Here is an 18,981-nt window from a genome sequence, read left to right on the forward strand (position 1 = left end):
AAAGACTCCTTGCAGAACAAAAACAAGGAGAACTGCAATGCGCCAACTGTCCGCCATGCTGGCCCTGTGGGCCGCAATCACCGCCTGTGCGCAGGCTGCCGAGCCCATCAGTCTCGGGCTCAACTACCCGCGCACCGGACCATATAAGGAGGAGGGATTGGCGCAGATGCGTGGAGCCCTGCTGGCCATCGATGAAATCAACGCCGCCGGCGGCGTGCTGGGGCGGCCTCTGCGCCTGTCGAGCAAAGACACCGCCTCGCGGCCGGCCAAGGCGGAGAAGAACGTCGACAAGCTCGCTGCCGAGGGCGTGGCGATGCTGTTCGGTGGCTCCTCCAGCGCAGTCGCCATCGCCGCCAGTAAGCGCGCCAAGCAGCACGGCCTGCTGTACTTCGGCACGCTCACCTACTCCAACGACACCACCGGCAAGGATGGCCATCGCTACATGTTTCGCGAGTGCAACAACGCCTGGATGAGCGCCAAGGTACTCGGTCAATACCTGAGCAAGACCCTGCCGAACAAGCGCTACTTCTACGTCACTGCCGATTACACCTGGGGCCATACCAGCGAGGCATCGCTGCGCCAGGCCACCGCCACCGACAATGCCGCCCAGCACGCCAGCGTACGCATCCCCTTCCCAGGTGCGCGCCTGGCCGACTATCAAGACGCGCTGACCCAGGCCGCCGCCAGCAACGCCGACATTCTCGCCCTGGTACTGTTCGGCGAGGACCTGGTGCGCGCCATGCGCGTCGCCAAGGACCTGGGCCTGACCGAACGTATGCAGATCGTCGCGCCCAACCTGACCCAGAGCATGGTCGAGCAGGCCGGTCCCAATCTGATGCAGGGTGTGATCGGCACCGAACCCTGGACCTGGCGCGTGCCGGCGCTGGAAAAATCCGCCCGCGGCGAAGCCTTCGTCGAAGCCTTCAAGAGCCGCTACGACATGTACCCTTCCAGCTCCGCCGCGTCGGCCTACAGCATCGTCCAGCAGTGGGCCGATGCCGCTAAGCGTGCCAATAGCCTCGATAGCGAAGCACTGATCAAGGCACTGGAAGGTCATCGCTACACCCTACTCAAGGACGAACAGCAATGGCGCGCCTTCGACCACCAGAACCTGCAGACGGTGTACGCGGTGAAGGTGAAGCCCCGTGACGAGGTGCTCAAGGACCCGCTGAAACAGGACTATTTCGAAATCGTCGACCGCCTCGATGCCAACAGTGCGTTACCTAGCCTCGCCGAATGGCAGGCCGAGCGCCGCGCCGGCGGCCAACCCCTGACCCTGCAATGAGATGCCATGGACTTCGAACTCAGTGATGAACAACGCCTGCTCACCGACAGCGCCCGTGCCTTCGCCGCGCGGGAGCTGACGCCCCACGCCGCCGAGTGGGATCGTGAGCAGCACTTCCCTGTCGAGGTGATTCGCCGGGCCGCAGAACAGGGCTACCTGGCCCTCTACATCGCCGAGGAAGACGGCGGCCTGGGCCTGTCCAGGCTGTCCAGCTCACTGATTTTCGAGCAGTTGGCCGCCGGCTGCGTCGCCACCACCGCCTACCTGACCATCCACAACATGGCCACCTGGATGCTCGCCAGCTTCGCCGACCAGACGCTGAAGGACGCCTGGTTGCCGGGGCTGATCAACGGCCAGACGCTGGCCTCCTACTGCCTGACCGAGCCGGACGCCGGCTCCGACGCAGCCCATTTGCGCACGCGTGCGCGGCTCGACGGCGACGACTATGTGATCGACGGCAGCAAGTGCTTTATCTCCGGTGCAGGAAGCACGCAGGTGCTGATCGTCATGGCACGTACCGGCGAGGATGGCGCCAAGGGTATCTCCTGCTTTCTGGTGCCGGCCGATGCGCCGGGTGTGCGCTACGGGCGCAACGAGGACAAGATGGGCTGGAAGGCGCAGCCGACCCGCACCATCACCTTCGAAGGTGTGCGCATCCCTTCCAGCCACCGCATTGGCCCGGAGGGCGAAGGCTTCGTCTACGCCATGAAAGGCCTCGATGGTGGCCGCCTGAATATCGCCAGTTGTTCGCTCGGTGCTGCCCAAGCAGCGCTGCAGCAAAGTCTGCGCTACGTAGAAGAACGCAAGCAGTTCGGCAAGGCGCTCAGCGAGTTCCAGGCCCTGCAATTCAAGCTGGCCGACATGTTCACCGCTCTGACCGCCAGCCGGCAGATGGTGCGCCTGGCCGCGCACAAGCTCGACCATGGCCACGGTGAAGCCAGCCTGTATTGCGCCATGGCCAAGCGCTTCTCCACCGACCAGTGCTTCGACGTGTGCAACGAAGCCCTGCAACTGCATGGCGGCTATGGCTATCTGAATGACTATCCGCTGGAACGCTGGGTACGCGACGCCCGCGTGCACCAGATCCTGGAAGGCACCAACGAAATCATGCGGGTGATCATTGCCCGCCGTCTGCTCCTGCAGGGCGGCATGCTCGATCGCCTGCTGTAAGCGCTTTATACCCCCTTCCATCAATGGGAGAGGGGCAGTCATTGATGAGGATCGTTATGAGCACTGCACTGGAAACCTACAAACCCGGCATCTTTGACCTGACCCACAAACTCACCGTGGAAAAGCACGGCCACACCGCGCTGATCACCATCAACCATCCACCGGCCAACACCTGGGACCGCGACTCGCTGATCGGCCTAAAGCAGGTGATCGAACACCTCAACCGTGACGACGAGGTGTATGCCCTGGTGGTGACCGGCCAGGGGCCGAAGTTCTTCAGCGCCGGCGCCGACCTGAACATGTTCGCCGATGGCGACAAGGCCCGCGCCCGCGAGATGGCGCGACGCTTCGGCGAAGCCTTCGAGACCCTGCGTGATTTCCGCGGCGTGTCCATCGCGGCGATCAACGGCTACGCCATGGGTGGCGGCCTGGAGTGTGCCCTGGCCTGCGATATCCGTATCGCCGAACGCCAGGCGCAAATGGCCCTGCCGGAAGCCTCCGTGGGCCTGTTGCCGTGCGCCGGCGGCACCCAAGCCCTGCCCTGGCTGGTGGGTGAAGGCTGGGCCAAGCGCATGATCCTCTGCGGCGAACGCATCGACGCAGACACCGCCCTGCGCATTGGCCTGGTGGAGCAGGTGGTGGACACCGGCGAAGCACGCGGCACCGCCCTGCTGCTGGCATCCAAGGTCGCACGGCAGAGCCCAGTGGCAGTGCGCACCATCAAGCCGCTGATCCAGGGTGCACGCGAGCGTGGCTCCAACACCTGGCTGCCGGAGGAGCGCGAGCGTTTCGTCGACCTGTTCGATGCTGACGACACCCGCGAAGGGGTCAACGCCTTTCTGGAAAAACGCGACCCGCAGTGGCGCAACAAATAAACCGTGGGAGCGAGCCCTGCTCGCGAATCAGACGACGCCATCTTTTCGCGAGCAGAGCTCGCTCCTACAGCCCCGTAGGGTGGACGTCGCCTTTTGCATCCAACATGAAACCGTAAGGTGGATGGATAAAGCGCCATCCACCTTACGTAGGAAACCCCTATGAACCTGCAATTCGAAGAACGTCCCAGCCTGCACAGCTACCGCATCGGCATCGCCAGCCTCGACGCCGAGAAGAGCCTCAACGCCCTCTCCCTGCCGATGATCGAAGCACTCGACGAACGCCTCAAGGCCTGGGCCGACGATCCGACCATCGCCTGCGTGCTACTGCGCGGCAACGGCCCCAAGGCCTTCTGCGCCGGCGGCGACGTGGTGCAACTGGTCAATCAGTGTCGTGAGCAACCAGGCGAAGTACCGGCTCTGGCCCGGCGCTTCTTCGCCGATGAATACCGCCTCGACCATCGCATCCATACCTACCCCAAACCCTTCATCTGCTGGGCCCATGGCCATGTGCTGGGCGGCGGTATGGGCCTTATGCAGGGCGCCGGTATCCGCATCGTCACGCCAAGCAGCCGCCTGGGTATGCCGGAAATCAACATCGGCTTGTATCCGGATGTCGGCGGCAGCTGGTTCCTCGCCCGCCTGCCGGGGCGCCTGGGCCTGTTCCTCGGCCTCACCGCCGCCAGCATCAATGCCCGCGATGCACTGGATCTGAACCTGGCCGACCGCTTTCTGCGCGACGACCAGCAGGACGCGCTGCTAAGCGGCCTGGTGCAACTGAACTGGCGTGAGCAACCCACCGCCCAACTGCACAGCCTGCTGCGCGCGCTGGAAAACGAGGCCCGTGCGGAGCTGCCTGCAGCGCAATGGCTGCCACGCCGCGAGCGCATCGATGCGCTGCTCGACGTTGCCGATCTGCCTGCGGCAGTGCAGGCGCTGGTCGCCATGCAGCAGGATGACGACGCCCTGCTCGCCCGCGCCGCCAAGACCCTGGCCCAGGGCTGCCCACTGACTGCGCACCTGGTCTGGCAGCAGATAGGCCGCGCGCGTCATCTGTCGCTGGCCGAAGTTTTCCGCATGGAATACGCCATGAGCCTGAACTGCTGCCGCCACCCTGAGTTTCCCGAAGGCGTCCGTGCCCGCCTGATCGACAAGGACCAGACACCGAAATGGCACTGGCCGGATGTAGCTGCAATTCCGGCGGCGGTGATCGACGCGCACTTTGCCCCGGCCTGGGATGGTGAGCATCCATTGGCGGATCTGTAGGAAGTTGCGCCGAATCGGTGCGCACGGCGCACCCTACACATGCAGCCCGGATACACGTCGGGACCACCCAACAGCAATCCTCGAACAATGACAATCGGCACGCACCGCGCGCCAACAGAAAGGAGAGCCGTCATGACCCAAATCGCCTTTATCGGCCTCGGCCACATGGGTCTACCCATGGCCCGCAACCTGCTCAAGGCGGGCTACCCGCTGAAAGTGTTCGACCTGGTGCGCAGCGCCGTCGACACCCTGGCTGGCGAAGGCGCTCTGGCAGCTGACAGCGCTGCCGACGCCATCGATCAGGCGCAGGTGGTGATCAGCATGCTGCCCGCCAGCCGCCATGTTGAGAGCCTTTATCTGGGTGAGGACGGCCTGCTCAATCGACTCGCGGCCGGAACCTTGGTGATCGAGTGTTCGACCATCGCCCCGGAGTCCGCACGCAAGGTGCACGCCGCCGCTCGCGAGCGCGGCATCGCCCTACTCGATGCACCGGTATCTGGCGGTACCGGCGGTGCGGCGGCCGGTACCCTGACCTTCATGGTCGGCGGCGATGCCCAGACACTGGAAAAAGCCCAGCCACTGCTCGCTGCCATGGGCAAGAACATCTTCCACGCCGGCCCGGATGGCGCCGGCCAGGTCGCCAAGGTGTGCAACAACCAGGTGCTCGCGGTGCAGATGATCGCCACCGCCGAGGCCATGGCCATGGGCGTGGCCAACGGCCTGGAGCCAGCGGTGCTGGCCGAAATCATGCGGCAGAGTTCGGGCGGCAATTGGACGTTGGAAAAGTACAACCCCTGGCCTGGGGTGATGGAGAACGCACCGGCATCGAAGGGCTACAGCGGCGGGTTCATGGCCGAGCTGATGGCCAAGGACCTCGGCCTGGCCCAGGAAACCGCCAGCCATAACGGCAATAGCGCCCCCATGGGCGCTCTGGCACTGCAGCTCTACCGCCTGCTGCTCAAACAGGGCAAGGGCAAGCAGGACTTCTCGGTAGTGCAGCAGCTGTTCGTCTGAATGGGGTAGCGAGCAGCGCTCGCCACCCACACCTCAACGCTCGCGCAAGGCCTCGGCGCGAGCGCGGATGATCGGTTTGAGCAAGTAGCTGAGGATGCTCTTCTTGCCGGTCATGATGTCGACCGAGGCCACCATGCCGGGAATGATCAACAACGGATTCTCTTCGCTACCCAGGTGACTTTGGCGGGTACGCAACTTGATCAGGTAAAAGCTGTTGCCATCCTCGTCGGTGACGGTGTCGGCACCGATCTGTTCAAGGTCGGCCTCCAGGCCACCATAGATGGTGAAGTCGTAAGCGGTAAACTTGACCATGGCCTTCTGGCCCGGATGCAGGAAGGCAATGTCCTGCGGGCGAATGCGCGCCTCGACCAGCAGGGTATCGTCCAGCGGTACGATTTCCACCAGGTCGCTGCCAGGCTGGATCACGCCGCCGATGGTATTGACCAGCAACTGTTTGACGATGCCACGCACCGGCGAAGTGACCAACGTACGCTTGACCCGATCCTCCAGCGCCTTGCCGGTGGCGTTGGCCTTCTTGAGCTCAGTACGCGCCTCGTTCAACTGCCCCAGTGCCTCACTGCGAAAACGCGAGCGAGCCTCGGCGATCTTGTTCTCCGCTTCCTTGATCGCCGACTCAGCGCGAGGAATGGCCAGCGAAGTGGCATCCAGCTGGCCACGAGTCTCGACCTCGGCACGACGTAAACGTAGTACCTCCACACGAGAGATGGCACCTTCGGCGACCAGAGGCTCGGAGATGGAGATTTCCTGACGCAGCAACTGCAGGCTATTGCGGAACTGTGCCTGCTTGGAGATGAACTCCTGCAGTTCCTGACGCCGCTGCACCATCTGTTGCTCCAGACCACCCAGTTCATCGTTCAACTGCTGGCGACGACTAAGGAACAATGCCTCCTCGCTGGCGGCCTGTTCAGGCGCCAGCGCGCGCAGCTCCTCAGGAATCATCAACGGGCGATCATCCACTTCGGCGCTGAGGCGCTCTACCCGAAGCTGCATGGCGGTGCGGTCAGCCTCGGTTTCACCGACATTGGACTGGAAGCGGGTGGGATCCAGACGCAGCAACGGCGAACCGATCTCCACCACTTGTCCCTCGTGGATGAACAGCTCGGAAATGATCCCACCCTCCAGGTTCTGCACCTTCTGCAACTTGGATGACGGGATGGCCTTGCCCTCGCCTCGCGTTACCTCGTCGATCTCGGCAAAGTGAGCCCAGAACCCTAGGAAGATGACGAAACCCAGCAGCGTCCAGATCGTCAGACGCACCACACGGGGCGCATCTTCCACCAACGCCTTGTCCACCTCTGGCAGCGGTTCGCCAGATAACTGCTCACCGCCCTGGAAATACTGACGCAACATCGCGAATGCCTTAAGCGACACTGATCTGCCCCTTCTTCAGCGCTTCCATGACCGACTCCTTGGGACCGTCGGCGATGATGCGGCCACGGTCGACAATCAACAGACGGTCGACCAGTGACAACATCGAGGCACGGTGAGTGACCAAAAGCAGCGTCTTGTTGGCGAGCACCGCGCCGATGCGCTCCTTCAGTCGCTCTTCGCCTGGGTTATCCATCGAGCTGGTGGGTTCATCGAGCAGCAGGATCGGCGGATCAAGCAACAGCGCTCGCGCCAACGCAACATTCTGCCGCTGACCGCCGGAGAGATTCTGCCCACGCTCGCCAACCTGCAATTCATAGCCCTGTGGATGCAAGCGGGCAAACTCGTGCACACCGGAAAGCTCCGACGCTTGCAGCACCAACTCGTCTTCCACGTAGCGCGCGCCGGCCATCAGGTTGTCGCGCAGGGTACCGCTGAAGAGCTGGATATCCTGCGGCACGTAACCCACGTTGTGGCGCAGCTCGCTTACATCAAGCTGACGGATATCGGTACCGTCGATCAGCAGGCTGCCGGAGTCAGCCTGGTACAGCCCGACAATGAGCTTGGCAAGCGAACTCTTGCCCGAACCGCTACGGCCGATGATGCCGATCTTCTCCCCAGGCCGGACGATCAAATTGATCTCACTGAGCGCAAGCGTCTGCTGATGCGGATAGGTGAAGCTGACCTGACGCAACTCCAGACTGCCTTGCAGCTTGGAACGCACCAGCGGCTGCTCGCCCTCGTGACGCTCCTGCGGCAAATCCATCATCTGGTCGACGTTGATCATGGTCAGGCGGGCTTGCTGGTAACGGGTGAACAAGCCGGAAAGCTGACTCAGCGGACCAAGCGCGCGGCCGTTGAGCATGTAGCAGGCAATCAGGCCGCCCATGCTCAAATCTCCTGCCATGATCAGGTAGACACCAGCGACAATCATGATCACGCCGGCCAACTGCTGGATCAGCATGGTGAGATTCATTGCCAGACTCGACAGCATCTTCACCCGCAGTTCCAGACGGCCCAGGGTGCCGATAGTCTGTTCCCACAGGTACTGACGGTCGCTCTCGGCATTATTCACCTTGACCGCATCGAGGCCCGTGAGGGTCTCGATCAGGCTCGACTGACGCTCGGCAGCCAAGGCCATGGTGCGGTCCATAGTAGCTACCAGTGGCTTCTGCAGCAGCCAGCTGATCCCCATCGCCAGCGGGAAAGCCAGCAGCGGAATCCACACCAGTTGCCCACCGAGCAGGCCGATCACCAGCAGGATCAGCAGGGTGAACGGCAGGTCAATGACACTGGTCAACGTCAGCGAGGCAAGAAAGTCACGCAGCGTCTGAAACTCATGGATGTTCTGGGCAAAACTGCCGACGCGCTGCGGACGAAACTTCACTGCCATACCGACGATGCGCTCGAACAGCGTGGCGGAAATGATCAGATCGGTTTTCTTGCCAGCCAGATCAAGACAAAGGCCACGCATGGTCTTGAGCAGCAAGTCGAAGATATAGGCACCGGAAATACCGATGGCCAACACCCAAAGCGTGGCTGCAGCCTGGTTGGGTACCACGCGGTCGTAGACGTTCATCACGAACAGTGGCGCACCGAGGCCGATCAGGTTGATCAGCAAGCTGGCCGCTATCGCATCCATGTAGAGCCAGCGCGAGCGCTTGAGAGTATCGCGGAACCAGGACTGGGTACGCGGAATCAGGCTGCCCTGATCCAGGTCATATTTGTGCTGAGGTTGGGCGAAGAACACCTGGCCACTGAAGTCTTCCTGCAAGAGGTCTCGGGCGATCTTGATCTCGCCGCCATCGCTCTCACTGAGAAGCAGGCGCGCTTCGCCCTGCTCGCTCCAGCCCAGCAACACCGCACAACGACCTTCCTTGAGCAGCAACAGGGCCGGGAGTGCGATCCTGGGAATCTGCTCGAGGCTTCTGCGCAGCAAGCGCCCCTGCAATCCCGCCCGCGCAGCCGCACGAGGCAGTAGCTCTGCCGTCAGCCGTTGCTTGGGCAGTGGCAAACCGCTGGTGAGCATGGCCCGATTGGCCGGTTTGCGATGCAGTACGCAGAGGGAAAGGAGCGAGTCCAACAACGGATCGTCGTGCTGCCCGCGCGGATCGGAATTGCTTTCAACACGACTGGCTTGTGGATCCACACCAGGACTCTCTTCAATGATTCTTCGGGTACGACTTCATATCCCATAAACGGGAACGCCCGCAAAGGATAGACGCATCCTCGGCGGGCGATCCACGTTCAGGTAGCTCGATCAGTTCAGGCTGGGCAGAGTCGCCTTGGGCTTGAGATCGGCCTGAACAACAGTCGCCATCGGAGCCACAACGCCCTGGCTCCTCAGCAGCTCACCCATGGTCGCCTTGATTCGGTACTGAGTAAACAGCTCGCTGTAACGCAGGTCGGTCAGGCGGCGTGCGGCAGTGAACAACTCGTTCTCACTGTCGAGCAGGTCCAGCAGAGTACGCTCACCAATGCTGAACTGCTTCTGGTACGACTCACGCACCCGCGTGCTGTATTCCACGTATTCACGAGCGATTGGCAGTTGCTCGCGGGCATTTTTCAATGCGTTCCAGGACAGGCCGAGGTCTTCGTTCAATACACGCAGGGCATTGTTGCGGATGTCCAGCGCCTGGTTCACCTGGTAGGACTTGGATTCCAGATCGGCCTTGTTGCTACCGCCGGCGAACAGGTTGTAGCGCATGCGCAGCATCGCCTGCCATTCGTTGGAGTGGCCGTCCACGCCGTCGATGTTGCTGTCGGCATTACGCGACAGCTCTGCATCGAAACGCGGATAGAACAGCGACTTCGCTGCTTCGTACTGTTTCTCCGTTGCCGCAACGTCGGACTCGGCGGAGCGCAGGATCGGGCTGTTGGCCACCAACGCCTGACGCGCGTCCTGCAGCGATTCCGGCAGCTGCCCCGGCAGGCCGGACGGCTCTACCAGCTCAGCCGGATCGAGGCCGACGACGCTATAGAAATTGGTACGAGCGTCGGCCAGGTTGGTCTGCTCGGTGATCAGGTTGTTGCGCGCCTGAGCCAGGCGGGCTTCGGCTTGATCCTGGTCAGCCAGACGACCGACACCACGCTGACTGCGCAGACTGATCTGATCATAGATGCGCTCGTGGCTGCGCAGGTTGTCTTCGGCCAGGCGCACCATCTCTTGGCGGCGCAGTACATCTATATAGACTTCAGCGACATCCAGCGCAGTGCGCTCGGAAGTTCCCAGCAGTGCATAGGCCCGGGAATTGACAGTGGCCTGCTGACGGCCAACTTCATTTTGGGTGGCGAAGCCATCGAACACCATTTGACTCAGACGCAGACTAGACTCACCGCGGGTCAGGGTCTCGTAACTGTGACGGCCGCTGGCACGGGTCGAAGTGTTGTCAGTGCCCTCACGGCCATAGCCAGCCAGCAGATCCACCGAGGGCAGATAGCCGCCTCGAGCGGCATCAAGCTGTTTGTCGGCGGCTAGGCGACCATTGACGCCTGCCTGGATTTCCGGGTGTACGCCCATTGCATGCTGCATGGCTTCTGGGAGGGTCTGGGAGTAAGCAGGCAGGCTAATTGCCAAGGCAAGCGGCAGAACGAGGGGCAGGCGCAAACGCATAAACTGAGCTTCCTCAACAGGGGATGTGGGCGTCCTAGAGCGCCCGGACAAAACCAGTCGCCAAGAGCACCTATTTATGTGACTCAGATCACATTGAAAAACACCAGACGAAGAGCGAATATCAAAGTGACATCAACGCGGCGATTGTTTAGGATGCCGCCGAATAGGTCAATACTCTGACGAAAAACAATGCGTCAAAAATATTTAGCCAAAAAATTGACCATCTTGTTTCAATACCTTTACATACTTATTTTGCCAGCCTAGCGCCAGGCCCAGAATCGAGACGGCCCGAACGACGAAAGGCACGTTGAGAACCATCTCAGGAGAGTCACACGATGAGCAGTGTCATTGCGACCGTCCAAAGCATTGTTGGCCAGGTCTTCGCCGTTTCTCCAGATGGCTCTCGTCGCCTTCTGGTAGAAGGTGACCGTCTCTTCAAGGGCGAGGAGGTTCTCACTGGCGACAGTGGCATGGTCGCTCTGGTACTGGCCGACGGGCGCACCCTGGATCTGGGGCGTGACAGCCAGTGGAGCGAATCCGAGACCAGCGTGGCGGCGCAGAACGCTCAGCCTGCTCAGCAGGCCGTAAGCCCCGGCGACGAAGTCGCGCAACTGCAACAGGCCATCGAGGCCGGCATGGATCCGACCGAGGCCCTCGAGGCTACGGCAGCAGGCCCAAGCTCGGCCGGTGGCGGCACGGGCGGCGCTGGAGGTGGCCACAGCTTCGTGCTGCTCGATGCAACCGGTGAAGTGGTAGAAGCCACGATCGGCTTTGAAACCACTGGACTGGGCGACTTCGCCCGCGCCGACGAACAGTTCCAGGAAGCCCTGCCGAACCAGGCACCCGAGTTTCTCGACGGCAACGGCGCGGCGCAAGGCCCTCTGAACCTGCAGACGGCCGAAGACACGCCGATCAGCGGCGTCTTCACCACCCGTGATGCGAATGGCGATCTGGTCACGCTGAGCATCACCCGCGCGCCGAGCAATGGCACGCTGGTGCTCAATCCCAACGGCACCTGGACCTACACCCCGGCGCAGGACTACAACGGCGGCGACAGCTTCGAAGTGACCGCCACCGATGGTCGCGGCGCCTCCACACCGCTGACGGTCAATCTGACCGTCACCCCGGTCAATGATGCACCGGTCGCCACCGGTACCTACGATGCCACTGTCGATGACAGCACCGCTGCCGATACCTTCGCCGATATCAAGGGCCAACTGGCCGCCACCGACGTCGACGACACCGTATTGACCTGGAGCGGCAGCGCCACGGGCGCCTATGGCGAACTGACGGTCAACCCTGACGGCAGCTACACCTATGTCGTGGACGCCAAGGCCGTGAACGGCCTGCAGGATGGCGAAAAAGTCAGCGACAGCTTCGTGGTGACGGTCAAAGACCCATCCGGGGCCAGCGATACCCGCGTCATCACCATCAATTTCAATGGTGCCAATGACACGCCCATCGCCACCGCCAGCAGCGCCGAAGTCACCGAAGACCAGAGCGTCAACGGCACACTGCAGGCCAGCGATGCCGACAACGGCGCCGTGCTCAGCTACAGCGTGACCGGCACTGCACCGGCTGGCTTCACCCTGAACCCGCAGACCGGTGCCTGGACGCTGGATGCCGGTAACGCCGCCTATCAGTCCCTGGCCGAGGGCCAGAAACTGACCCTAAGCGTGCCTTTCGAAGTCAGCGATCAATTCGGTGCCACCACCACCAGCACCCTGACCATCACCGTCACCGGCGTGAACGATGCAGCCATTCTGGGCAGCGCCGACGTACAGCTGACCGAGACCGATGCCCCGCTGAGCACCAGCGGCACCCTGTCTATCAGCGATGTCGACAGCCCGGAAACCTTCGTCGCCCAGAGCAACGTGGCCGGTAGTTACGGTAGCTTCAGCATCGACGCAGCCGGCAATTGGACCTTCGTCGCCAACTCCGCCTTCAATGAGTTGAACGTTGGCCAGTCCTACAGCGAATCCTTCAAGGTCAGCAGTGCCGACGGTACCGAGAGCAGCGTCACCGTCACCATCAATGGCACCAACGATGCGGCAGTACTCAGCAGCGCCAACGTACAGCTGACTGAAACCAACGCACCGCTGACCGCTACTGGCACCCTGACCATCAGCGATGTCGACAGCCCGGAAACCTTCGTCGCCCAGAGCAATATTGCCGGTACTTACGGCAGCTTCAGCATCGACGCGACCGGCAACTGGACCTTCGTCGCCAACTCCGCCTTCAATGAGTTGAACGTCGGCCAGTCCTACAGCGAAACCTTCGAAGTCGCTTCTGCCGACGGCACCAAGAGCAGCGTCACCGTCACCATCAACGGCAGCAACGACAGGCCTGTGGGCGTGGCCGACAGCATCACCCTGGACGAAGACACCACCGCCACCGGCAACGTGCTGAGCAACGACACCGATGTCGACAATGCCAGCCTCAGCGTCACCAAGTTCAGCCTGACCAACCTGCCTTTCGTCAGCGCCAACGCGGGTCAGACCCTGGATCTGGTCATCGGCAAGCTGACCATCCAGGCCAACGGCGACTTCACCTTCGTTCCGGCCAAGGACTACAACGGCCCAGTACCGTCCGTTACCTACACCCTGAGCGATGGCAGCCTCACCAGCACCACCAACCTCACCTTCACGATCAACCCGGTCAACGATGCTCCGGTCAACACCGCGCCAGGTGCTCAAACCCTGGCCGAAGATGGCAGCAAGACCTTCAGCCTGCTCAATGGCAACAGCATCGCCGTCAGCGACGTCGACGGTGATCGCCTGACCACCACCCTCTCCGTCGAGCACGGTGTGCTGACCCTCGGCCCGCTGAAAGGCGGCGTGACCTTCAGTGGCAATGGCACCGGCAGCATCATCTTGTCCGGCTCCCAGGCCGCCATCAACCTTGCGCTGCAAGGCCTGAAATACGTACCGGGCAAGGACTACAACGGCCAGGACACCCTGACCATCAACACCACCGACGGCAAGCTGAGCGACAGCGATAGCGTCACCCTCAACATCACTCCGGTGAACGACGCCCCGGTCGCCACACCGACCAGCGAAGCGACTTTCGAGGATGCTCCGATCATCGGCGGCCAACTGGCCGCCAGCGATGTCGACGGCGACGCTCTCACCTACAGCGCTCAGGGCACCCTGCCCGCTGGTTTCACCCTGAACAGCGACGGTAGCTGGACGCTCGACCCCAGCAACGCGGCCTACCAGCACCTGGCCGAAGGTAAGTCCACCACGCTGACCATCAACTTCACCGCTACCGACGGCACGCTGTCGAGCAGCAGCACGCTGACCATCACCGTCACCGGGGTCAACGACACGCCGGTGGTTACCGCTGCCACGGCCCAAGCCAATGAAGGCGATGGCGTTATCGGCGGCCAGATCGACGCCAGTGACGTAGACGACGGCGCCGTGCTCGACTTCAGCACCAGCGCCAACATCGCCGGCCTGACCTTGAGCAGCGACGGTCAATGGACCTTCGACGCCAGCAACAGCGCCTACGATTACCTCAAGGCCAACGAGCAGCTGGTTCTCGAGATTCCGGTCACCGTGACCGATGAACATGGCGCCAGCGCCGACAGCACCCTGACCATCACCCTGACCGGCACTAACGACGCTCCGGTGGCCAACGCCGTGAGCGCATCAGGCAATGAAGATCAGGCTGCACGCATTCAGGTGAACCTGTCCGGTAGCGATGTCGACGGCAGCGTTACCGGCTTCACCCTCGGCTCCATACCAGCCAATGGCACCCTGTACGCCAGCGCTAACGGTGGTACCGCCCTGCAGGCAGGCGACAGCGTCAGCGGCCCGGTTTATTTCGTCCCGAACAAGGACTGGAACGGCACCACCACCTTCGACTACAGCGCTGTGGACAACGACGGCGCCACTTCCGTCGATAAAGCCACTGCAACCATCACCGTCGCTCCGGTCAACGACCGCCCGGTTGGCGTCAACGACTCGATTACCCTCGACGAAGACAGCACAGCCACCGGTAATGTGTTGAGCAACGACCGAGACGTGGATGGCGATGCCCTGAGCGTCACCAAATTCAGCCTGACCAACCTGCCCTTCGTCAGCGCCAATGCCGGCGAAACCCTTAACCTCGGCATCGGCAAACTGACCATCCAGGCCAACGGTGACTTCACCTTCGTTCCGTCCAAGGACTACAACGGCCCAGTACCGTCCGTTACCTACACCCTGAGCGATGGCAGCCTCACCAACACCGCCAACCTCACCTTCACTATCACCCCGGTCAACGATGCCCCGGTCAACACCGCGCCAGGTGCTCAAACCCTGGCCGAAGATGGCAGCAAGACCTTCAGCCTGCTCAATGGCAACAGCATTGCCGTCAGCGATGTCGACGGCGACCGTCTGACCACCACCCTCTCCGTCGAGCACGGCGTACTGACTCTCGGCCCGCTGCAAGGCGGCGTGACCTTCAGCGGCAACGGCACAGGCAGCATCACCCTGTCCGGCTCCCAGGCCGCCATCAGCGCCGCCCTGCAAGGCCTGAAGTACGTGCCGGCGCCCAACTACAATGGCCAGGACACCCTGACCATCAACACCACTGACGGCAAGCTGAGCGACAGCGACAACGTCACCCTCAACATCACCCCGGTGAACGACGCCCCGATTGCAGCCCCCACCAGTGCTGACACTTTCGAGGATGCGCCGGCCATCGGCGGTCAACTCGCCGCTACCGACGTTGACGGCGACAGCCTGAGTTTCAGCCTGAACAATCCTGCTCCAGCCGGCTTCAGCCTGAACCCGGACGGCAGCTGGACGTTCGACCCCAGCAATGCCGCCTACCAGGCTCTCGGGGAAGGTGAAGAACTGGTCATTCAGGTGCCCTTCACGACTACCGACGGCGCGCTGTCGAGCAGCAGCACCCTGACCATAACCGTCACCGGCGTGAACGACGTGCCCGTGGTGACCGGCGCCATCAGTCTCGGCACCGACGAAGACGCTGCCGGTCAGGTGATCAACCTGCTGGCCAACGCCAGCGACGCCGATGCCAAGGATGTGCTCAGCGTCGTCAACCTCAGTGAAACCAGTGGCAACGATGCCTCCGGCGTCAGCCTGCAAGGCAACACCCTGGTAGTCGACCCGTCCCGCTACAACTACCTGGCCGTCGGCGAGAGCGTCACCCTCGTCTACCAGTACCAGGTCAGCGATGGTCAGGGTGGTCTGGTCGACACCAGCGCCACCATCACCATCGACGGCGTCAACGACGCACCAGTGGTCAGCAGCGCCATCAGCCAGAGCAGCAATGAAGACGCCAACGCCTTCGCCGTCGACTTGCTGGAAAATGCCAGCGATGTCGACGCCAGCGACGTTCTGGACATCGCCAATCTGCAGGAGACATCCGGTTCAAACGCCAACGGTGTGACCCTGGTGGGCAACAGCCTGCAGGTGAACCCGAACGCCTACAATTACCTCGCCGTCGGCGAGAAAGTGGTGCTCACCTACAGCTACGACGTGATCGACGGCAATGGCGGTGTCACCCCCACCACGGCCACGATCACCATCGAAGGCCGTAACGACGCCCCTGTGCTCGACAGCAGCGTGCAGAGCGCAACCCTGGCCGAACGCGCCGATGGCGTACCGGGCGAGAACACCGGCAGCCTGACCGCCAGCGGCAATATCGGCTTCAGCGATGCCGACCTGAGCAACACGCACAGCGTCACCACCCAACTGGTCAGCGCCAAAGACGGCAACGACAACAATGTCAGCGCCCTTGGCAATCTTAGCGCCCTGATCAGCGATACCGCCACGGGCGATGGCCAGGGTAACGTGCAATGGAACTACAGCGTCGCTGCCGGTGCACTGGACTACCTCGGCGCAGGCGAGACCGTCACTCTGACCTACCGCGTCACCGTCACCGACAGCAGCGGCGCGGAAACTTCCCGCGACGTCAGCATCACCCTGACCGGCAGCAACGATGCGCCGATCGTCAGCGGCGCGCTCAGCTCGCTGACCCACGAGGATGCCTCGGCCTACAGCCTTGACCTGCTGCAGAACGCCAGCGACGAAGATGCCAACGACGTACTCAGCGTCGCCAACCTGCAACTGGTGGGCGGAGGCAACGATGCAGGCGTCACCTTCGACGCAGCCAGCAACAGCCTGAAGATCGACCCGTCCCAATACGACTATCTGGCCGTCGGCGAGAAAGTCGTCCTCAACTACAGCTACGACGTCAGCGACGGCAACGGCGGCGTCGTCAGCACCAGCGCCTCGCTGACCATCGAAGGCCGCAATGACGCGCCAGTGGTCACCAATACCAGCGTTACCGTCGCCGAGGAAAGCGTCGGCACCCCGCTGAATATCGCCGCACCGACCGATGCCGACAGCAGCGACGTGCTGACCATCACCGTCACCGGCCTGCCGACCGTGGGTAGCGTGACCCTGGCCAACGGCACCCCGGTGAGCAACGGTCAGACCCTGACCATCGCCGAGCTGCAAGGGCTGAAATATGACGGCCCGGACGATTACAAGGCGGGCGACCCCGTAGGTGACTTCACCTACAGCGTCAACGACGGCACCACCTCCGTCGAGGGCAAGGTCACCCTGGGCGTCACCCCGGTCAACGACGCACCGGATGCCAATGACGACTTCGGCGTCATCACCGGCCTCAAGGGCAACTACTACGGTTACCGTGAAGACGTCGACGGCGGCAACCTGGGGAACCTGGCCGGCGTCACCGCCTTCATCGCCGGCCGTACCCCCAGCGCCACCTTCACCGCCACCGAGCTGAACTACGGCAATGGCGTGAGCAACAACCTGGGCAGCGACCAGCAGTTGCAGAAGTTCCTCGGTGCCGATGCCGGCTCGCTGAACACCGCCCCTGACAACACCTCGGACGCCATCATCGAGATGAGCGGCCAGATCAGCCTGAACGCCGGCACCTACCAGTTCCGCGTAACAGCGGACGATGGCTACAGCATCGTCATCGACGGCAAGGTAGTTGCCGAATTCAATGGTAACCAGAGCCCCACCGCGCGTGAATCGGCCACCTTCACCATCACCGAAAGTGGTGCGCACAACATCCAGATCATCTACTGGGATCAGGGTGGTCAGGCCCAGCTGAAGGTCGAGCTACGCCCGGAGGGCGGCAACTACAGCGTGGTCGGCGGTGCTCAGCTGAGCCAGGCCGGCAGCGACCTGCTGACCACCAACGAAGATCAGGCACTGGTCATCGAACCGTCCACCCTGCTGGGCAACGATACCGACGTCGACGGTGACACCCTCAGCATCGTCAGCGTTCAGAACGCGGTGAACGGCAGCGTGGCCCTGGTCGATGGCAAGGTGGTGTTCACCCCGGCACCGGACTTCAACGGTACCGGCTCCTTCACCTATACCATCAGCGATGGCAACGGCAAGTTCGACACCGCCACTGTCACCGTCGGCGTCAAACCGGTCAACGATGCACCGGTTGTCGACAGCACCAGCCTGACCGTTGACGAGAAAACCGTTGGCACGCCGCTGAGCCTCCAGGCCCCGACCGATGTCGACGGTAACCCGCTGACCATCACCGTCACAGGTCTCCCGACCCTGGGTAGCGTCACCCTGGCCGACGGCAGCGCCGTGAGCAATGGCCAGACCCTGACCAGCGCCCAACTGCAAGGCCTGAAGTACAACGCCCCGGCTGACTACCAGGCCGGCAACAACGTCGGCAACTTCACCTACAGCGTCAACGACGGCACTACCAGCGTAATCGGCAGCGTCAACCTGACGGTGAATCCGATCAATGACCTGCCCGTGCTGAACAACCCCAGCGTCAGTCTCGACGAAGACCAGAGTCTCTCCACCCAGTTGAATGTCAGCGACGCCGACGGTGATACCGTCAGCTATACCCTGAAGTCGGGAACGACCAACGGCACCCTGGTGCTCGATGGCACCACCGGCCAGTACACCTACACGCCGAACGCCAACTACAACGGCCCTGACAGCTTCACCGTCACCCTCGACGACGGCAAGGGCGGCGTGGTCGATGCGGTGGTGAACATCACCGTCAACCCGGTCAACGATGCACCGGTGTCCGGCCCACAAAGCCTGACCACCGATGAAGACACCGCGATCGACGGTACGATCAACGCCACCGATGTGGACGGCGACAGCCTCAGCTACAGCATCGCTAGCGGCGACGAACCGAAGCACGGCACCGTGACCCTGCGCGCCGACGGCACCTTCACCTATGTACCGGGCAAGGACTACAACGGCCAGGACAGCTTCACCGTCACCATCGATGACGGCAACGGCGGCACCACCACCAGCGTGGTCAGCCTCGATGTCACCCCGGTCAACGACATCCCGGTCACCGCTGATCAGAGCAAGGTTACCGACGAAGACCAGAGCGTCAGCGGC

9 protein-coding genes are annotated in these 18,981 nt (G+C 62.4%); 6 read left to right on the forward strand and 3 right to left on the reverse strand.

The genetic code is table 11. From position 1 onward, the window contains the following. The first annotated feature begins 37 nt into the window (after positions 1-37). The 5 genes from BM059_RS18065 (at position 38) to mmsB (ending at position 5,607) form a co-directional block, all read left to right on the forward strand. Positions 38-1,285 (forward strand): ABC transporter substrate-binding protein, encoded by a 1,248-nt coding sequence (locus BM059_RS18065; protein WP_074940705.1) that lies wholly within the window; start codon positions 38-40, stop codon positions 1,283-1,285. A 6-nt stretch (positions 1,286-1,291) separates the two neighbouring features. Next, positions 1,292-2,455, forward strand: a complete 1,164-nt coding sequence (locus tag BM059_RS18070; protein ID WP_074940708.1) for an acyl-CoA dehydrogenase family protein — start codon at positions 1,292-1,294, stop codon at positions 2,453-2,455. 56 nt (positions 2,456-2,511) lie between these two features. Beyond that, positions 2,512-3,330 (forward strand): enoyl-CoA hydratase, encoded by an 819-nt coding sequence (locus tag BM059_RS18075; protein ID WP_036998939.1) that lies wholly within the window; start codon positions 2,512-2,514, stop codon positions 3,328-3,330. A 159-nt stretch (positions 3,331-3,489) separates the two neighbouring features. Beyond that, a complete protein-coding gene (locus BM059_RS18080) occupies positions 3,490-4,593 on the forward strand; it encodes an enoyl-CoA hydratase/isomerase family protein (RefSeq protein WP_074940711.1) in 1,104 nt (367 codons plus the stop codon). A gap of 132 nt (positions 4,594-4,725) precedes the next feature. Next, positions 4,726-5,607: a 3-hydroxyisobutyrate dehydrogenase gene (gene mmsB, locus BM059_RS18085; protein ID WP_074940713.1), complete on the forward strand. Its 882-nt coding sequence runs from the start codon at positions 4,726-4,728 to the stop codon at positions 5,605-5,607. A 33-nt stretch (positions 5,608-5,640) separates the two neighbouring features. On the opposite strand, the gene BM059_RS18090 is transcribed toward mmsB, so the two are convergent. The 3 genes from BM059_RS18090 to BM059_RS18100 all read right to left on the reverse strand — a co-directional run bounded on the left by BM059_RS18090 (position 5,641) and on the right by BM059_RS18100 (position 10,609). Continuing rightward, positions 5,641-6,978, reverse strand: coding sequence for an HlyD family type I secretion periplasmic adaptor subunit (locus BM059_RS18090; RefSeq protein ID WP_139220761.1), 1,338 nt, complete (start codon positions 6,976-6,978; stop codon positions 5,641-5,643). A 10-nt stretch (positions 6,979-6,988) separates the two neighbouring features. Further along, positions 6,989-9,145 (reverse strand): type I secretion system permease/ATPase, encoded by a 2,157-nt coding sequence (locus BM059_RS18095; RefSeq protein ID WP_074940719.1) that lies wholly within the window; start codon positions 9,143-9,145, stop codon positions 6,989-6,991. 111 nt (positions 9,146-9,256) lie between these two features. Next, entirely contained in the window at positions 9,257-10,609 is a 1,353-nt protein-coding gene (locus tag BM059_RS18100; protein ID WP_036998930.1) for a TolC family outer membrane protein, read from the reverse strand. Positions 10,610-10,944: 335 nt separating this feature from the next. Here BM059_RS18100 and BM059_RS18105 point away from each other — a divergent pair. Continuing rightward, on the forward strand, positions 10,945-18,981 hold an 8,037-nt coding region (locus tag BM059_RS18105; protein WP_139220764.1), incomplete at its 3' end, for a retention module-containing protein.

It is taken from the genome of Ectopseudomonas composti (genome assembly GCF_900115475.1).
GTDB lineage: Bacteria > Pseudomonadota > Gammaproteobacteria > Pseudomonadales > Pseudomonadaceae > Aquipseudomonas > Aquipseudomonas composti.

Excerpts from the sequence above, each read along its gene's own strand:
- BM059_RS18100 (WP_036998930.1), bottom strand. The coding sequence starts at position 10,609 with ATGCGTTTGCGCCTGCCCCTCGTTCTGCCGCTTGCCTTGGCAATTAGC.
- BM059_RS18075 (WP_036998939.1), top strand. The coding sequence starts at position 2,512 with ATGAGCACTGCACTGGAAACCTACAAACCCGGCATCTTTGACCTGACC.
- BM059_RS18065 (WP_074940705.1), top strand. The coding sequence starts at position 38 with ATGCGCCAACTGTCCGCCATGCTGGCCCTGTGGGCCGCAATCACCGCC.
- BM059_RS18070 (WP_074940708.1), top strand. The coding sequence starts at position 1,292 with ATGGACTTCGAACTCAGTGATGAACAACGCCTGCTCACCGACAGCGCC.
- mmsB (WP_074940713.1), top strand. The coding sequence starts at position 4,726 with ATGACCCAAATCGCCTTTATCGGCCTCGGCCACATGGGTCTACCCATG.
- BM059_RS18080 (WP_074940711.1), top strand. The coding sequence starts at position 3,490 with ATGAACCTGCAATTCGAAGAACGTCCCAGCCTGCACAGCTACCGCATC.
- BM059_RS18090 (WP_139220761.1), bottom strand. The coding sequence starts at position 6,978 with ATGTTGCGTCAGTATTTCCAGGGCGGTGAGCAGTTATCTGGCGAACCG.